Here is a 13,956-nt window from a genome sequence, read left to right on the forward strand (position 1 = left end):
CAGGGAATATTTTGAGGGCTTTAAGCCGTCTGAAACTGGTTATTTTAAAAACGAAACGTTGAAATTTGTTTCGCCGCGCTCATCTTCACGCATACGCACATTGTAATGATGCACCTGACCGCAGGCCTGTACCGTCCACACTTCCTCGGACTGCATACGTCCTTTCACACGTTTGACATCGCTGATTTTTGCATCGATGGCTTTGATGTTTTGGCATAAGAAAGCGGCACTTTCCCATTGCTTGATCACCTTCGCGACATCATTGCGCAAAACATTGTCACCGCCGAACGTGGCACTTTGACCGCCGTATTGGATACCGCCGACAAGCGCACATGATGCCAAGATGGCGGAACACAACATTGCTGCATATCTCTTCATTTGCTTCATCCTTTCAAAAGCCGCATCTGAATCAACGTTTTCAGACGACCTATTTCCACAAATTCAGCGGCGAAATCATCCACAGACCCAAAATCACGATGTAGGCGAAGCCGATGGGAATCAGCACTTTCCAGCCCAAGCGCATGATTTGGTCGTAGCGGTAACGCGGGAAGGTTGCACGTATCCACAAATACCAGTACAGCACAGCCGCCATTTTCATGAACATCCAAAATGCGGAAGGCGTGCCGATAAAGCCCCAACTTTGCGGAAATGGAGACAGCCAGCCGCCGAGGAACATCAGCGAGGTCAGCGCGGCAATCAGAATCATGAAAATGTATTCGGCAAGGAAGAACAGCGCGAACGCAAAGCCGGAATATTCGACGTGGTGTCCGGCAACGATTTCGGACTCGCCCTCTGCCACGTCAAACGGTGCGCGGTTGGTTTCGGCAACGGCGGAAATCAGATAGACGATGAAGATTGGGAACAGCGGCAGCCAGTTCCAAGAGAACACCGAACCGCCCGCAATACCCTTGGCTTGTGCGGCAACGATGTCGGAGAAGTTCATGCTGCCCGACACCATCACGACGCACACCAGCGCGGCGCTCATGGCGATTTCGTAGGAGATGCTTTGCGCGGAAGCACGCATTGCGCCCAAGAACGAATATTTGGAGTTGGAAGCCCAGCCCGCGATGATCACGCCGTAAACCGACAGCGAGGTAATCATCAGGATGTACAAAAGGCCGATATTGATATTGGTCAGCACCCATTCTTCGTTGAACGGAATCACTGCCCACGCCGCGAAAGACGGGGCGAGCGACATAATTGGGCCGATGTAGAACAGGGCTTTGTTTGACAGCTTCGGACGGGTAACTTCTTTAAACAAGAGTTTGAACACGTCGGCAAACGGCTGAATCAGACCCCACGGACCGGTTACGTTCGGGCCGACGCGAAGCTGCATGAAGCCGATGACTTTACGTTCGAAATACGTCAGGTAGGCGACGGTCAGAATCAGCGGAATCAGGATAATCACGATTTTGACGATGACGGATACCACCAAGCCCACGGTGATGCCCAAATCGCCCAGACCGAGCGTTGCGGCAAAGAGGTTTTGGAACCATTCCTGCATAATCAAGCTCCTGCCAGTTCAATAGTATCCATCAACGCACCCAGCGCGGCATTTTCGGTATGCAGCGGCAGATGCACCACGTTTTCAGGCAGTCCGGCATCGGCTTTGACCATCACGGACACGCCTGCGCCGTTTTGTTTGGCAACAGCGTTTTGTCCGTCTTGCAAACCTAAGCGCGCCAAAGTGTTCGGATTCACACGCGCGGCAGGCACGGCGGCATGGCTGGTCGCCTGCAACGGCGCGGAACGGCGCACGATGGCATCGGTGTGATAGATGCCGACCCCGCCCACACGCACAAGGCGGTTTGAGGTCGTCTGAAAATCTTTTTGAATCGAAGCGACGCGGTTGTTCAGTTTGGACGGCAGGCTTTCCACGTCCAACGCGTCTTTCAGAATCGCGGCGGTATCGTGGTATTCAAAGCCTTGCAGGTCAAACAGGTTGCCCAATACGCGCAACACTTTCCACAGCGGACGCGAATCGCCGAAGCCCTGAACGACACCGTGGAAGGATTGCAGACGGCCTTCCATATTGATGAAGCTGCCCGATGTTTCGGTAAACGGCGCAATCGGCAGCAATACGTCGCACACGTCCAGCAGCGTTTCGCTGACAAACGGTGTAAACGCCATCACGCTTTTTGCCTGTTTCAACGCGGCTACGGCTTTTGCACCGTCCGCCGTATCGATTTCCGGCTCGACGTTGAGCAGCAAAACCGCCTGTTTCGGCGCATTTGCCATTTCGGCAACGCTCTCGCCGGAGTTCACGCCCAAAACGTCCGCACCGACGCTGTTGGCAGCTTGCGGCAGAATGCCCAGTACCGCGCCGGTCGCGTCCGCCAGCTCTTGCGCGGCGGCGTAAATTGCGGCGTAATCGGGATGGTTTTGCACTTCCGCACCCAAAATCACCGCTGCTTTTTCAGCGTTTTTCAGGCTCGCGGTAATCGCGTGTTCCGCATCGGCAGACAGGTTTTTCAGACGACCTGCCCACTCGTCGGGATGTGCGGCTTCCTGAGACAGAAGCGGCATAAACAATTCTTCTTTACTGCTGGCCAATACGCTCAAAGCCATGCGGTCTTTAGCGGCGCGGCGCAGGCGGGCGGTCAGAAGCGGCTGTTCTTTGCGCAGGTTTGCGCCGACCACCAGTACAGCTTCGTTGTCCGCCAGCGATTCGATACTTTGTCCCAACCATTGCGCTCCATTGAGGTCGTCTGAAAGACGTTTGTCCTGTTGGCGCAGGCGGGTGGCGAAGTTTTTAACACCCAAGCCGTCGGCGAGTTTCTTCGCCAGATACAGTTCTTCAACCGTATTCATCGGGTTCGCCCAAATGCCGACTTGGTTTTGGTTGCCGTCTTTGGCGATACATTCAATCGCGCTGCGGACATATTCCAACGCGGTTTTCCAATCCACGTCCATCCACTCGCCGCCCTGTTTGATTTTCGGATTTTTCAGACGACTTTCGTGATACAGACCTTCATAGGCGAAACGGTCGCGGTCGGACAGCCAGCATTCGTTAATCGCTTCGTTTTCCAGCGGCAGCACGCGGCGGACAGTATGGTCTTTGGTCTGCACAATCAGGTTGCTGCCCAAAGCGTCATGGGCGGAAACGGATTTGCGGCGGTTCAATTCCCAAGTACGCGCATTGAAGCGGAACGGTTTGCTGGTCAGCGCGCCGACGGGGCACAAATCGATGACGTTGCCCGACAGCTCGGTTTCCACCGCTTTGCCAATGAAAGGCATAATTTCGGAGTGTTCGCCGCGATTCGCCATCGCAATTTCCTGCAAGCCGGCGATTTCTTCGGTGAAACGCACGCAGCGGGTACAGTGGATGCAGCGGCTCATTTCCTCGGCGGAAACCAAAGGCCCCATGTCTTTGCCGACGACGGAACGTTTTTCTTCGGTGTAGCGGCTGGTGGTTTTACCGTAGCCCACCGCCAAATCCTGCAACTGGCACTCGCCGCCTTGGTCGCAGGTCGGACAGTCGAGCGGATGGTTGATGAGCAAAAACTCCATCACACCTTCCTGCGCCTCGCGGGCTTTTGCCGAATGCGTACGCACAATCATGCCGTCCGTTACCGGCGTGGCGCAGGCGGGCAGCGGTTTGGGGGCTTTTTCCACGTCCACCAGACACATACGGCAGTTGGCGGCGATGGAGAGCTTTTTGTGGTAACAGAAATGCGGAATATAAGTACCGAGCTTGTGCGCGGCCTCAATCACCGTCGCGCCCTGCTCCACAGATACCTGTTTGCCGTCGATTTCGATTTGTAACATGGTTCGTTCCTAGTTACGGGTATTTGATAAATAATCTTTTATGGAGGTCGTCTGAAAAATGGGTTTCAGACGGCCTTTTGAATTTGCGTTCCGCTCTATGACCGTCATTTTCAGACGACCATCTAAGTGTAGTTGGCAGTTACGTTTATCCCACTTTGCCGTCATTCCCGCGCAGGCGGGAATCCATCTTTTGAATTTCAGCAACTGCTTTTCAAACATCGGTTTCTTAACTTTATACGCTGATTCCCGCCGTAGCCTATTCTCGCGTAGGCGGGGGCTGGAATGACGAATGTTGTTAAAGTTTTAGAAATAAAAAACTAAACAAACAACACACCCGATAAATCCAACCATTCGGGATTTTGTTCTTCAATCAGTTTAATCTTCCATTCACGTCGCCATTTTTTCATTGTTTTTTCTTTGGCAACTGCTTCAGGCATATTCTCAAAAAACTCATACCAAACCAAATCATGCACATCATATCGGGCAGTAAAGCCATCAACATTGACATGGTTTTTGTGCTGCCAAACCCTTTCCGGCAAATTCATGGTAACACCGATATAGAGTGTTCCGTTTTTACCGTTTGCCAAAATATATACGGCAGGTTGCCTAGCAAGCGGATGGTTTCGCATTTATTGTTTCCTGCAATATAAACAACTTTTTTCAATATCATTTACAGATGTTTTCATCTGAAAACATCTGCCCACTCCCGCCGTCATTCCCGCGTAGGCGGGAATCCATTTTTTGAATTTCGGCAACTGCTTTTCAAATATCGGGTTCTGTAAATTCCACTATGGATTCCCGCCTACGCGGGAATGACGGCGATGTGTTTTTCAGACGACCTTAGGATTGTTTATATTTTTCCCAAATTTTCTTTTTCTCATTGCGGTACCAATACCCCCAGCTTTTCTGTTCTCCATTTAATTCTTTTGCCAATATCCAAAACCCTTTACCAGGTTCCCCAGTTTTCTGTGAGACCACCAAAGCACTTAACATAAAACCGTGTGCATCATATGTTGACCGACTCATCTCATCAAGGAAATTGCTCATGGCATCACCGTATGCAGGAATATCAATTGTTTTAATAGCCAATGCCAAATTTCCATAAGTGATGTCATTGCCTAGTTTCGCAACTTTCTCAATCAAATATTTCTTTGCTTCTAGTTTAGCTGCTTCCCAATCATCACAAGGGTAGCCAAAATAATTCCTTTCTGCCATTACCACCCTCCCCACTTATGTTCTTTAATCGGTCCGCCGTGTTCAATGTAATGCACAAACTCCTCACGGAAATGCTTGGTAAAACTGCGAACGGGGAAGACGGCGGCGTCGGCGAGGGCGCAGATGGTGCGGCCTGCCATTTGGTTGCCGACGGAATCCAGCAAATCCAAGTCTTCCATGCGGCCCTTGCCTTCTACGATGCGGTGGACGATGCGGTAGAGCCAGCCGGTGCCTTCGCGGCAGGGGGTGCATTGGCCGCAGGATTCGTCGTAGTAAAAATAGCTTAATCGCTCAAGGGCTTTGACCATGCACACGTCTTCGTCCATCACGATAATCGCGCCGGAACCGAGCATCGAGCCGGCTTTGGAAATCGAGTCGTAGTCCATATTGGTCTGCATCATGATGTCGGCAGGCAATACGGGCGAGGACGAACCGCCGGGGATAACGGCTTTGAGTTTTTTGCCGCCGCGCATACCACCCGCCATTTTCAGGATTTCGGCAAACGGCGTGCCTAACGGCACTTCATAATTACCCGGACGTTCGACGTGGCCGGAGATGCAGAACAGTTTGGTACCGCCGGCATTCGGAATGCCTTTGTCGGCAAACGTCTGACCGCCGTCGCGGACGATAAACGGTACGGAGGCAAAGGTTTCGGTATTGTTGATGGTGGTCGGTTTGCCGTACAGGCCAAACGAGGCAGGGAACGGCGGTTTGAAACGCGGCTGGCCTTTTTTGCCTTCCAGCGATTCGAGCAATGCGGTTTCTTCGCCGCAAATGTATGCGCCGTAGCCGTGGTGGGCGAAGAGTTCGAATTCAAAATCCGAACCCAAAATATTTTTACCCAAAAAGCCTGCGGCGCGCGCTTGGTCGAGTGCGGCTTCAAAACGTTGATAACCTTCGAAAATTTCGCCGTGAATGTAGTTGTAGCCCGCTTTCGCGCCCATCGCGTAACCGGCGATAATCATGCCTTCAATCAGGGCATGGGGGTTGAACATGATGATGTCGCGGTCTTTGAACGTACCCGGTTCGCCTTCGTCGGTGTTGCAGACGACGTATTTTTCGCCGGGGAAGGAACGGGGCATAAAGCTCCATTTCAAGCCGGTCGGAAAGCCCGCACCGCCGCGCCCGCGCAGACCGGAAGTTTTGACTTCGTCAATCACGTCGGTTTGCGAGATGTTTTCGGACAGGATTCTACGCAGCGCGCTGTAACCGCCGCGTTTGACGTATTCGTCCAATGTCCAGCAGTCGGGATTGGCGGTATCCACTTGGTCAAAAATCACGCCTGATTGGTAAATAGCCATTTTTGGTGTGCCTGTTCGTTTTCGTATCGGTTGCGGCCGCTGTTTCAGACGGCCTGAATGTATTTTGTATTGGTTCCCAACCTACTTCGCTAAATTTTCTCCAAAAAATTCAGCATGTCCATTTTCTTTAATTCGTTACTATACGCTGCATATAATGGGTGTCGAGGCTGTCCGCTCTTTAAAAACTCCCCAATTCTTAACCAATTTACAGGGTACTGTTTTAAGTTTTCGTAAAGCTGTTTTAAGCAGTCGGAGAAATACGCTCTAGAATAAAATAAACCACCCCAAGCCAACAAAATATCACTAGTTACTTGTTGTGAAATCAATTTAGAAATGATTTCAACATTTTTTTGTATAATTTCTTTACTAGCTTCTTGCGGTAAATCATTAGGATTCGTTGCTCTTTGTGGATACAAATTAAACATTACAAAACTTGTATATCCATTTTCCTCAGCAAAACCCATGATTTTTCTAATTGTAGGATCAGGTTCTTTGTCATCTGCAGTACTAGGATTAATACCAAAAACAAAAAGCGTTTTTTCAGATATAGAGCCTAATGCAAAACGATATTTATTTAATTCATCTGTTTCATAAATATCTATTATGTATTCCATACCATATCCCTTTTTCAGACGGCCTTTTATTTCAGTTCGGCCAGTTTCTTCTCAATCGCCTCTTCAGTCATAAAGCTGCACATACTGTGGTTGTTTACCAGCATAACCGGAGCGTCGCCGCATGCACCCATGCATTCGCCTTCGACGAGGGTGAATTTTCCGTCGGGCGTGGTTTCGCCGTAGCCGATACCGAGTTTTTTCTTCAGGTATTCGCCGGTATCCATGCCGCCACGCAGGGCGCAGGGAAGGTTGGTGCAGACAGTCAGTTTGTATTTGCCGACCGGCTCGAGGTCGTACATATTGTAGAAAGTGGCGACTTCGTATGCCTGCGCCGGCGTGATGCCGATGTAGTCGGCAACAAAGGCGATGGTTTCGGGGGCGAGCCAGCCTTTTTCGGTTTGGGCGATACGCAACGCGCCCATGATGGCTGAACGGCGTTGGTCGGCGGGATATTTCGCCAACTCAATGTCGATTTGTTTTAAGGATTCTGCGGATAACATTATCGGTCAACCTCCCCGAATACGATGTCCTGCGTACCGATAATGGCAACAACGTCGGCGAGCATGTGGCCTTTTGCCATTTCGTCCATGCCTTGCAGGTGGGCGAAGCCGGGTGCGCGGATTTTCAGGCGGTAGGGTTTGTTTGCGCCGTCTGAAATGATGTAAACGCCGAACTCGCCTTTCGGATGTTCGACAGCGGTGTAGGTCTCGCCCTCGGGAACGTGCATACCCTCGGTGAAGAGTTTGAAATGGTGAATCAGGTCTTCCATGCCTGTTTTCATTTCGGTACGTTTGGGCGGAGCGAATTTGTGGTTTGTGGTGATGACCGGGCCGGGATTGACACGCAGCCAGTCGGCACATTGTTTGATGATGCGTACGGATTGACGCATTTCTTCCATACGGCAGAGGTAGCGGTCGTAGCAGTCGCCGTTAACGCCGACGGGAATATCGAAATCCATTTGGTCGTACACTTCATACGGCTGTTTCTTACGCACGTCCCATTCCACGCCCGAACCGCGCAACATCACGCCGGTAAAGCCTTTCTGCATGGCGCGCTCGGGGGAAACAACGCCGATGCCGACGGTACGTTGTTTCCAGATGCGGTTGTCGGTCAAGAGGGTTTCGAGTGTGTCGATGTTTTTCGGGAAGCGTTCGCAGAAGGCGTCGATGAAGTCGAGCATGGTGCCTTCGCGGGATTCGTTGAGCTGCTTCAATACCTTGGCGTTGCGGAATTTGCTGCTCTCATATTTGGGCATGAAGTCGGGCAGGTCGCGGTAAACGCCGCCGGGACGGAAGTAGGCTGCGTGCATACGCGCGCCGGAAACGGCTTCGTACAAGTCCATCAGTTCTTCGCGATCACGAAAGGCGTAGAGGATGGCGGTCATCGCGCCGATGTCGAAAGCGTGCGAACCGATGCCCATCAGGTGATTGAGGATGCGCGTTACTTCGGCGAACATAACGCGGATGTATTGGGCGCGGATAGGCACATCAATTCCAGCAAGTTTTTCTACCGCCAAGCAGTATGCCTGCTCGTTGACCATCATGGAAACGTAGTCCAGCCTGTCCATATAAGGCAGGGCTTGCAGGTAGGTTTTGGTTTCCGCCAGTTTTTCGGTGCCTCGATGCAAGAGGCCGATATGCGGGTCGGCACGGACGATGGTTTCGCCCTCCAACTCCAAAATCATGCGCAATACGCCGTGCGCCGCAGGATGTTGCGGACCGAAGTTGATGGTGTAGTTTCTTAATTTATTGGTCACCGTAGTTCTCCTCACGGACGATACGCGGCGTGATTTCGCGCGGCTCGATGGTAACGGGTTGGTAAATCACGCGTTTTTGTTCTTCGTCGTAACGCATTTCCACATAGCCGGAAATCGGGAAGTCTTTGCGGAACGGATGTCCGACGAAGCCGTAATCGGTCAGAATGCGGCGCAGGTCGGGATGGTTGTTGAACATGATGCCGTACAAATCAAAGGCTTCGCGCTCGTACCAATCCGCGCTGTTATAAACGGGAACCACGGATTCGACCACAGGGAAATCGTCGTCTGAAACCCAGACGCGCACGCGGATGCGCTGATTGTTTTTAACGGAAAGAAGCTGGCTGACAACGGCGAAGCGTTTGCCCTGCCATGCTTCGTTTTTGTAAGTGCTGTAATCGACACCGCACAAATCGACCAAAAGCTCGAAATGCAGTTCTTCATGGTCGCGCAACGTGGTCATCACTGAAACATAATGTTCAGGCAGACACTCGACGGTAATCTCGCCCAAAGCGGGAATGACTTTGCTTGCCTGATTGCCCAAAACGCGGCTGACGGTTTCGTATAAGTTTTGAATGCTTGCCATATCGTTCCCTCCCCTACTCGTCTCGCGCGATGGTGGAAGTGCGCTTGATTTTTTGTTGGAGCTGCATCAGGCCGTAAATCAGGGCTTCCGCAGTCGGCGGGCAACCCGGCACATAAACGTCTACCGGCACGACACGGTCGGCACCGCGCACGACGGAATAGGAATAATGATAGTAGCCACCGCCGTTAGCACACGAACCCATAGATAATACCCAACGCGGCTCGGCAAGTTGGTCGTACACGCGGCGCAGGGCGGGTGCCATTTTATTGGTGAGCGTACCCGCCACAATCATCAGGTCGGCCTGACGTGGCGACGGACGGAAAATAATGCCGAAACGGTCAAGGTCGTAACGCGCCATACCCGCGTGCATCATTTCCACGGCGCAGCAGGCCAAGCCGAAAGTAACCGGCCACAACGAACCTGTACGCATATAGTTCAGCACCGTATCCGCGCTGGTGGTGATGAAACCTTTTTTCAAAACGCCTTCTATTCCCATTCCAGCGCACCTTTTTTCCATTCGTAAACAAAGCCTACCGTCAGAACGACGATAAACACCAGCATAGACCAGAAGCCGTATGCGCCCAAATCTTTGAACACCACCGCCCACGGCAGCATAAACGCGACCTCCAAATCGAAGAGGATGAACAGGATGGCGACGAGATAATAACGCACGTCAAACTTCATCCTGGCGTTTTCAAAGGCTTCGAAACCACATTCGTAAGCCGCGTCTTTTTCGGCGTAGTGGTGTTTCGGACCTAAAATCGTGCCGAGCAGGATAAACAGCACGCCGGCCGCAAGGCCGACGAGGATGAATACGAGGACGGGAAAGTAACTGGCCAACATGGTTTATGCCTAACTGGTTGACAGACAAATCTTAATATCCTGCTATTTTATCGAATTTCAAAATCCATTTAAAGGTAAATGTCGGTCAACTGTTAAAAAAATCCTAATAAATTCAATAAGTTTATGATAACGATTCTTATTTGTGTTTTATAATATACCAACCTCATTTCCTCTACTTGCACAATACATCATAAAAAACTGACACAAAACGTATCAGTCATCGCCTTCCTCAATACAACAATGCCTTCAAATAGACCAGATTCGCTTTTCAGACGACCTTTTGTCCGTCTTTATCAACAAGAATCTGCTAAAATCGCCCGTTTCCCACTTCAACCTGACAGCACCAATACATGAATATCTTTTACGAAGAGTCCGGCCAGTTCAAAGTCGCCGCCATTGTCCAAAAAAACGACGCCACCTACCAAGTCGATACCCAACACGGCAAACGCACCAAAGTGAAGGCGAACAACGTCTTTACCGAGTTTGACGGCGATATGGCGGCGTTTTTGGAAAACGCGCAGGCACAGGCAGCGGACATCGACACCGATTTATTGTGGGAAGTATGCGGCGAAGAAGAATTTTCCGCCGAGGCGATTGCCGAAGAATATTTCGGTCATGCGCCGACCAAAACCGAGCTGGCGGCAACCTTGATTGCGCTTTACGCCGCGCCGATGTATTTCTACAAAAAAGCCAAAGGCGTGTTCAAAGCCGCGCCTGAAGAAACTTTGAAACAGGCACTTGCCGCCATCGAACGCAAAAAACAGCAAGACGCGCAAATCGACGCTTGGGCGGAAGCCTTGAAACGCGGCGAGATGCCGTCTGAAATCGCGGCGGATTTGAAAACCATCCTGCACGCGCCCGACAAACAGTCGCTGACCTACAAAGCCTTTACCAAAGCCGCCGACGCGCTGAAAACCTCCGCCTACGAATTGGCGAAAAAAACGGGCGGCATTACGTCCATTCCCCAATACCTGCAAGACGGGTTTGAAATCAAATACTTCCCCAAAGGAACGGGCTTCCCCGACCTTGCCCTGCCCGAAATGCCCAACCTGCCCAAGGCCGACGTTACCGCCTTTTCCATTGACGACGAATCGACCACCGAAGTGGACGACGCTTTAAGCCTGACCAACTTGGGCAACGGCACAAAGCGCGTCGGCATACACATTGCCGCGCCGTCGCTTGCCATTAAACCAGGCGACAAAATGGAAAAAAACATCATGGAACGCTTGAGCACGGTCTATTTTCCCGGCGGCAAAATCACCATGCTGCCCGAAAACTGGATTGCCGCGTTCAGCCTTGATGCGGGCGCGTACCGTCCTGCCGTCAGCATTTATTTTGATGTGGACAGCGAGTTCAACGTCGGCGAGCCGACCTGCAAAATCGAAGCCGTCAACATCGCCGAAAACCTGCGCATCCAAACCATCGAGCCGCATTTCAACGCCGAAGCGGGCTTGGACGAAGCCGGCGAAATGATGTTCGCCCACCATCAAGACCTGATTTGGTTCCATCAATTCGCCATCGCCCTGCAAAAAGCGCGCGGCAAATACGAACCCGACCGCGCGCCGCAATACGATTACAGCATCGAATTGGATGAAGAAGGCAAAGTATCCGTCGTCCGCCGCGAACGCGGTTCGCCCATCGATATGTTGGTCAGCGAAATGATGATTTTGGCTAACAGCACTTGGGCGCAGATGCTCCATGATAACGACCTGCCCGGCCTTTTCCGCGTCCAACCAGCAGGCAAAGTGCGCATGAGCACCAAATCCGAGCCGCACATCGGCATGGGCGTGCAGCATTACGGCTGGTTCACTTCGCCGCTGCGCCGCGCCGCCGACTACATCAACCAAAAGCAGCTAATCAGCCTGATCAACGACACGGCCAAGCCGCTGTATCAAAACAGCGATGCCGAGCTTTTCGCCGCGCTGCGCGACTTCGATACCACCTACGCCGCCTACGCCGATTTCCAACGGCAGATGGAAGCCTACTGGAGCCTCGTTTACCTGCAACAGCAAGGCACAAGCGAGCTGACCGCGACCATTCTCAAAGAAGACCTCGTCCGCATCGAAGGCCTGCCGCTGGTAACCCGCGCCACCGGCATCCCGTTCGACGCGCTGCCTAAAACGCAAGTCCTGCTCAAAATCACCGAGCTTGACCCCGAAAAGCAGTTTATCGCGCTGAACTATGTAAAAGCTGTCGCTCCTGCGGTTGCGTAAGTTTGCCGTTATGAAAAGAGGTCGTCTGAAAACCTTAAATATGGTTTTCAGACGACCTCTTTTTACATCTTAACAGCCTCTAGCGCGCTTCCACCCGTTTGAAATCTCTCGGTCGGAAACCCTGCGCAGCCAGCGAAACGAAATACAAACCGCCGCCTATCGCAATCAGGATGCACAACTGACCGGCTTTACGCAAACCGCCGACATGCACCCACTCAAACGGCAGATAAGCCTGCGCCATCCACAATCCGCCACCCATCACGACAAGCGACAGCAGCATTTTACCCAGAAAACTCCCCCACCCTTTACCGGGTCGGTAAATACCGTGTTTACGCAAAAGGAAGAACAACAATCCCGCATTGATACACGCGCCCAAACCGATGGCAAGCGAAAGCCCGACATGTTTCAGAGGGCCGATAAAGGCAAGGTTCATCAACTGCGTGCAGATAAGCGTAAAGATGGCAATTTTGACAGGCGTTTTGATGTTTTGCCGCGCATAGAAACCGGGTGCCAACACTTTAATCATGATTAAGCCGATTAAACCAAAAGAATAGGCAATCAGCGCATGTTGCGTCATCTGCGCGTCAAACAGCGTAAATTCTCGGTACATAAACAGCGTCGCCACCAACGGGAATGACAACACCGCCAGACCGACCGCCGACGGCAGGGTCAGCAGCATACACAAGCGCAAACCCCAGTCGAGCAGTCCGGAAAACTGCTCGGTATTCTGATTGGCGGCATGTTTGGACAAAGTCGGCAGCAAAATCGTACCGAGCGCAGCACCCAAAACACCGCTGGGCAGCTCCATCAGTCGGTCGGCGTAATACATCCACGAAACACTGCCCGATTGCAGGTAAGAAGCGAAAATCGTGTTGATAACCAAAGAAATCTGCGCCACGCTCACACCCAAAATTGCAGGCGCCATCTGTTTCATCACACGGTTGACCGCCGCATCTTTAAAATTCAGTTTGGGCAGTTTCAAAAAGCCCAGTTTCGCCAACCAAGGGAGCTGAAAGCCAAGCTGCAAAATACCACCGACAAAGACCGCCCAAGCCAGCGCAGTAACAGGCGGATCAAAATACGGGACGAAAAACAGTGCGAATACGATAAAAGAAATATTCAAAAACGTCGGCGTAAACGCAGGAATGCTGAACTTATGATAAGAATTCAGTATCGAACCAACAAAGGAAGACAACGAAATCAATAAAATATATGGGAACGTAATCTTCAGCAAATCAATGGAAAGCTGAAACTTGTCCGCCTCCTTGGCAAAACCGGGCGCGGAAATCCAAATTACCCAAGGCGCGGCAAGAATGCCCAGCGCGGTAACGATCACCAGGACAAACGACAGCATCCCCGCCACATGGCGGATAAACGCCTCCGTCGCTTCTTTCGAACGCGTTTCCTTATATTCCGCCAAAATCGGCACAAAAGCCTGTGCAAACGCCCCTTCCGCAAATACGCGGCGCAGCAGGTTCGGCAGTTTGAACGCCACAAAAAAGGCGTCGGTCGCCATACCTGCACCAAACGCTCGGGCAATTACCGTATCGCGCACAAATCCAAGTATGCGCGACACCATCGTCAAGCTACCGACCTTGGCCAAAGCCCCTAACAAATTCATCCGTTTTATTCCTTCAAAAGTCCAGACGTCGTCTGAAAGACG

At 51.7% G+C, this 13,956-nt stretch carries 14 protein-coding genes; 1 reads left to right on the top strand and 13 read right to left on the bottom strand.

Annotated features, from left to right (window positions below):
• Window positions 1-39: 39 nt before the first annotated feature.
• The 12 genes from DBZ16_RS06895 to DBZ16_RS06955 form a co-directional block, all read right to left on the bottom strand.
• A complete protein-coding gene (locus DBZ16_RS06895; protein ID WP_107813439.1) occupies window positions 40-378 on the bottom strand; it encodes a hypothetical protein in 339 nt (112 codons plus the stop codon).
• Window positions 379-427: 49 nt separating this feature from the next.
• On the bottom strand, window positions 428-1,504 hold the full coding sequence (gene nuoH / locus DBZ16_RS06900; RefSeq protein ID WP_107813440.1) for an NADH-quinone oxidoreductase subunit NuoH: 1,077 nt from the start codon (window positions 1,502-1,504) through the stop codon (window positions 428-430).
• A gap of 2 nt (window positions 1,505-1,506) precedes the next feature.
• The gene (nuoG, locus tag DBZ16_RS06905) at window positions 1,507-3,768 is read right to left on the bottom strand and encodes an NADH-quinone oxidoreductase subunit NuoG (RefSeq protein ID WP_107813441.1); all 2,262 of its coding nucleotides are present in this window, start codon (window positions 3,766-3,768) and stop codon (window positions 1,507-1,509) included.
• A 317-nt stretch (window positions 3,769-4,085) separates the two neighbouring features.
• The gene (locus DBZ16_RS06915) at window positions 4,086-4,397 is read right to left on the bottom strand and encodes a GIY-YIG nuclease family protein (protein ID WP_167390269.1); all 312 of its coding nucleotides are present in this window, start codon (window positions 4,395-4,397) and stop codon (window positions 4,086-4,088) included.
• A 211-nt stretch (window positions 4,398-4,608) separates the two neighbouring features.
• On the bottom strand, window positions 4,609-4,983 hold the full coding sequence (locus DBZ16_RS06920) for a hypothetical protein (RefSeq protein ID WP_107813443.1): 375 nt from the start codon (window positions 4,981-4,983) through the stop codon (window positions 4,609-4,611).
• Window positions 4,983-6,284 (bottom strand): NADH-quinone oxidoreductase subunit NuoF, encoded by a 1,302-nt coding sequence (nuoF, locus tag DBZ16_RS06925; protein WP_107813444.1) that lies wholly within the window; start codon window positions 6,282-6,284, stop codon window positions 4,983-4,985. Before nuoF ends, DBZ16_RS06920 begins: the two co-directional genes overlap by 1 nt.
• An 89-nt stretch (window positions 6,285-6,373) precedes the next feature.
• Complete coding sequence (locus DBZ16_RS06930) at window positions 6,374-6,898, bottom strand: DUF1643 domain-containing protein (RefSeq protein WP_107813445.1); 525 nt, start codon at window positions 6,896-6,898, stop codon at window positions 6,374-6,376.
• A 26-nt stretch (window positions 6,899-6,924) separates the two neighbouring features.
• Entirely contained in the window at window positions 6,925-7,398 is a 474-nt protein-coding gene (nuoE, locus tag DBZ16_RS06935) for an NADH-quinone oxidoreductase subunit NuoE (protein ID WP_049328747.1), read from the bottom strand.
• Window positions 7,398-8,654, bottom strand: a complete 1,257-nt coding sequence (gene nuoD, locus DBZ16_RS06940; RefSeq protein WP_107813446.1) for an NADH dehydrogenase (quinone) subunit D — start codon at window positions 8,652-8,654, stop codon at window positions 7,398-7,400. The genes nuoE and nuoD overlap by 1 nt, the downstream gene beginning before the upstream one ends.
• On the bottom strand, window positions 8,644-9,237 hold the full coding sequence (locus DBZ16_RS06945; protein ID WP_107813447.1) for an NADH-quinone oxidoreductase subunit C: 594 nt from the start codon (window positions 9,235-9,237) through the stop codon (window positions 8,644-8,646). The genes nuoD and DBZ16_RS06945 overlap by 11 nt, the downstream gene beginning before the upstream one ends.
• 13 nt (window positions 9,238-9,250) lie before the next feature.
• Window positions 9,251-9,733, bottom strand: coding sequence for a NuoB/complex I 20 kDa subunit family protein (locus tag DBZ16_RS06950; protein WP_003677002.1), 483 nt, complete (start codon window positions 9,731-9,733; stop codon window positions 9,251-9,253).
• A complete protein-coding gene (locus DBZ16_RS06955; RefSeq protein ID WP_003741940.1) occupies window positions 9,724-10,080 on the bottom strand; it encodes an NADH-quinone oxidoreductase subunit A in 357 nt (118 codons plus the stop codon). Before DBZ16_RS06955 ends, DBZ16_RS06950 begins: the two co-directional genes overlap by 10 nt.
• A 350-nt stretch (window positions 10,081-10,430) precedes the next feature.
• Between DBZ16_RS06955 and DBZ16_RS06960 the strand changes: the two genes are divergently transcribed.
• The gene (locus DBZ16_RS06960) at window positions 10,431-12,293 is read left to right on the top strand and encodes a ribonuclease catalytic domain-containing protein (RefSeq protein ID WP_107813448.1); all 1,863 of its coding nucleotides are present in this window, start codon (window positions 10,431-10,433) and stop codon (window positions 12,291-12,293) included.
• Window positions 12,294-12,372: 79 nt separating this feature from the next.
• Here the strand turns inward: DBZ16_RS06960 and murJ are convergent, their stop codons facing one another.
• Window positions 12,373-13,914: a murein biosynthesis integral membrane protein MurJ gene (murJ, locus tag DBZ16_RS06965; RefSeq protein WP_107813449.1), complete on the bottom strand. Its 1,542-nt coding sequence runs from the start codon at window positions 13,912-13,914 to the stop codon at window positions 12,373-12,375.
• Window positions 13,915-13,956 lie beyond the last annotated feature (42 nt).

It is taken from the genome of Neisseria sicca (genome assembly GCF_003044565.1).
In the GTDB taxonomy this organism is placed as follows: domain Bacteria; phylum Pseudomonadota; class Gammaproteobacteria; order Burkholderiales; family Neisseriaceae; genus Neisseria; species Neisseria sicca_A.

What these genes read in the sequence shown, in the direction of transcription:
- DBZ16_RS06895 (WP_107813439.1), bottom strand. Translation starts at nt 378, where the DNA reads ATGAAGAGATATGCAGCAATGTTGTGTTCCGCCATCTTGGCATCATGT.
- nuoH (WP_107813440.1), bottom strand. Translation starts at nt 1,504, where the DNA reads ATGCAGGAATGGTTCCAAAACCTCTTTGCCGCAACGCTCGGTCTGGGC.
- nuoG (WP_107813441.1), bottom strand. Translation starts at nt 3,768, where the DNA reads ATGTTACAAATCGAAATCGACGGCAAACAGGTATCTGTGGAGCAGGGC.
- DBZ16_RS06915 (WP_167390269.1), bottom strand. Translation starts at nt 4,397, where the DNA reads ATGCGAAACCATCCGCTTGCTAGGCAACCTGCCGTATATATTTTGGCA.
- DBZ16_RS06920 (WP_107813443.1), bottom strand. Translation starts at nt 4,983, where the DNA reads ATGGCAGAAAGGAATTATTTTGGCTACCCTTGTGATGATTGGGAAGCA.
- nuoF (WP_107813444.1), bottom strand. Translation starts at nt 6,284, where the DNA reads ATGGCTATTTACCAATCAGGCGTGATTTTTGACCAAGTGGATACCGCC.
- DBZ16_RS06930 (WP_107813445.1), bottom strand. Translation starts at nt 6,898, where the DNA reads ATGGAATACATAATAGATATTTATGAAACAGATGAATTAAATAAATAT.
- nuoE (WP_049328747.1), bottom strand. Translation starts at nt 7,398, where the DNA reads ATGTTATCCGCAGAATCCTTAAAACAAATCGACATTGAGTTGGCGAAA.
- DBZ16_RS06945 (WP_107813447.1), bottom strand. Translation starts at nt 9,237, where the DNA reads ATGGCAAGCATTCAAAACTTATACGAAACCGTCAGCCGCGTTTTGGGC.
- DBZ16_RS06950 (WP_003677002.1), bottom strand. Translation starts at nt 9,733, where the DNA reads ATGGGAATAGAAGGCGTTTTGAAAAAAGGTTTCATCACCACCAGCGCG.
- DBZ16_RS06955 (WP_003741940.1), bottom strand. Translation starts at nt 10,080, where the DNA reads ATGTTGGCCAGTTACTTTCCCGTCCTCGTATTCATCCTCGTCGGCCTT.
- DBZ16_RS06960 (WP_107813448.1), top strand. Translation starts at nt 10,431, where the DNA reads ATGAATATCTTTTACGAAGAGTCCGGCCAGTTCAAAGTCGCCGCCATT.
- murJ (WP_107813449.1), bottom strand. Translation starts at nt 13,914, where the DNA reads ATGAATTTGTTAGGGGCTTTGGCCAAGGTCGGTAGCTTGACGATGGTG.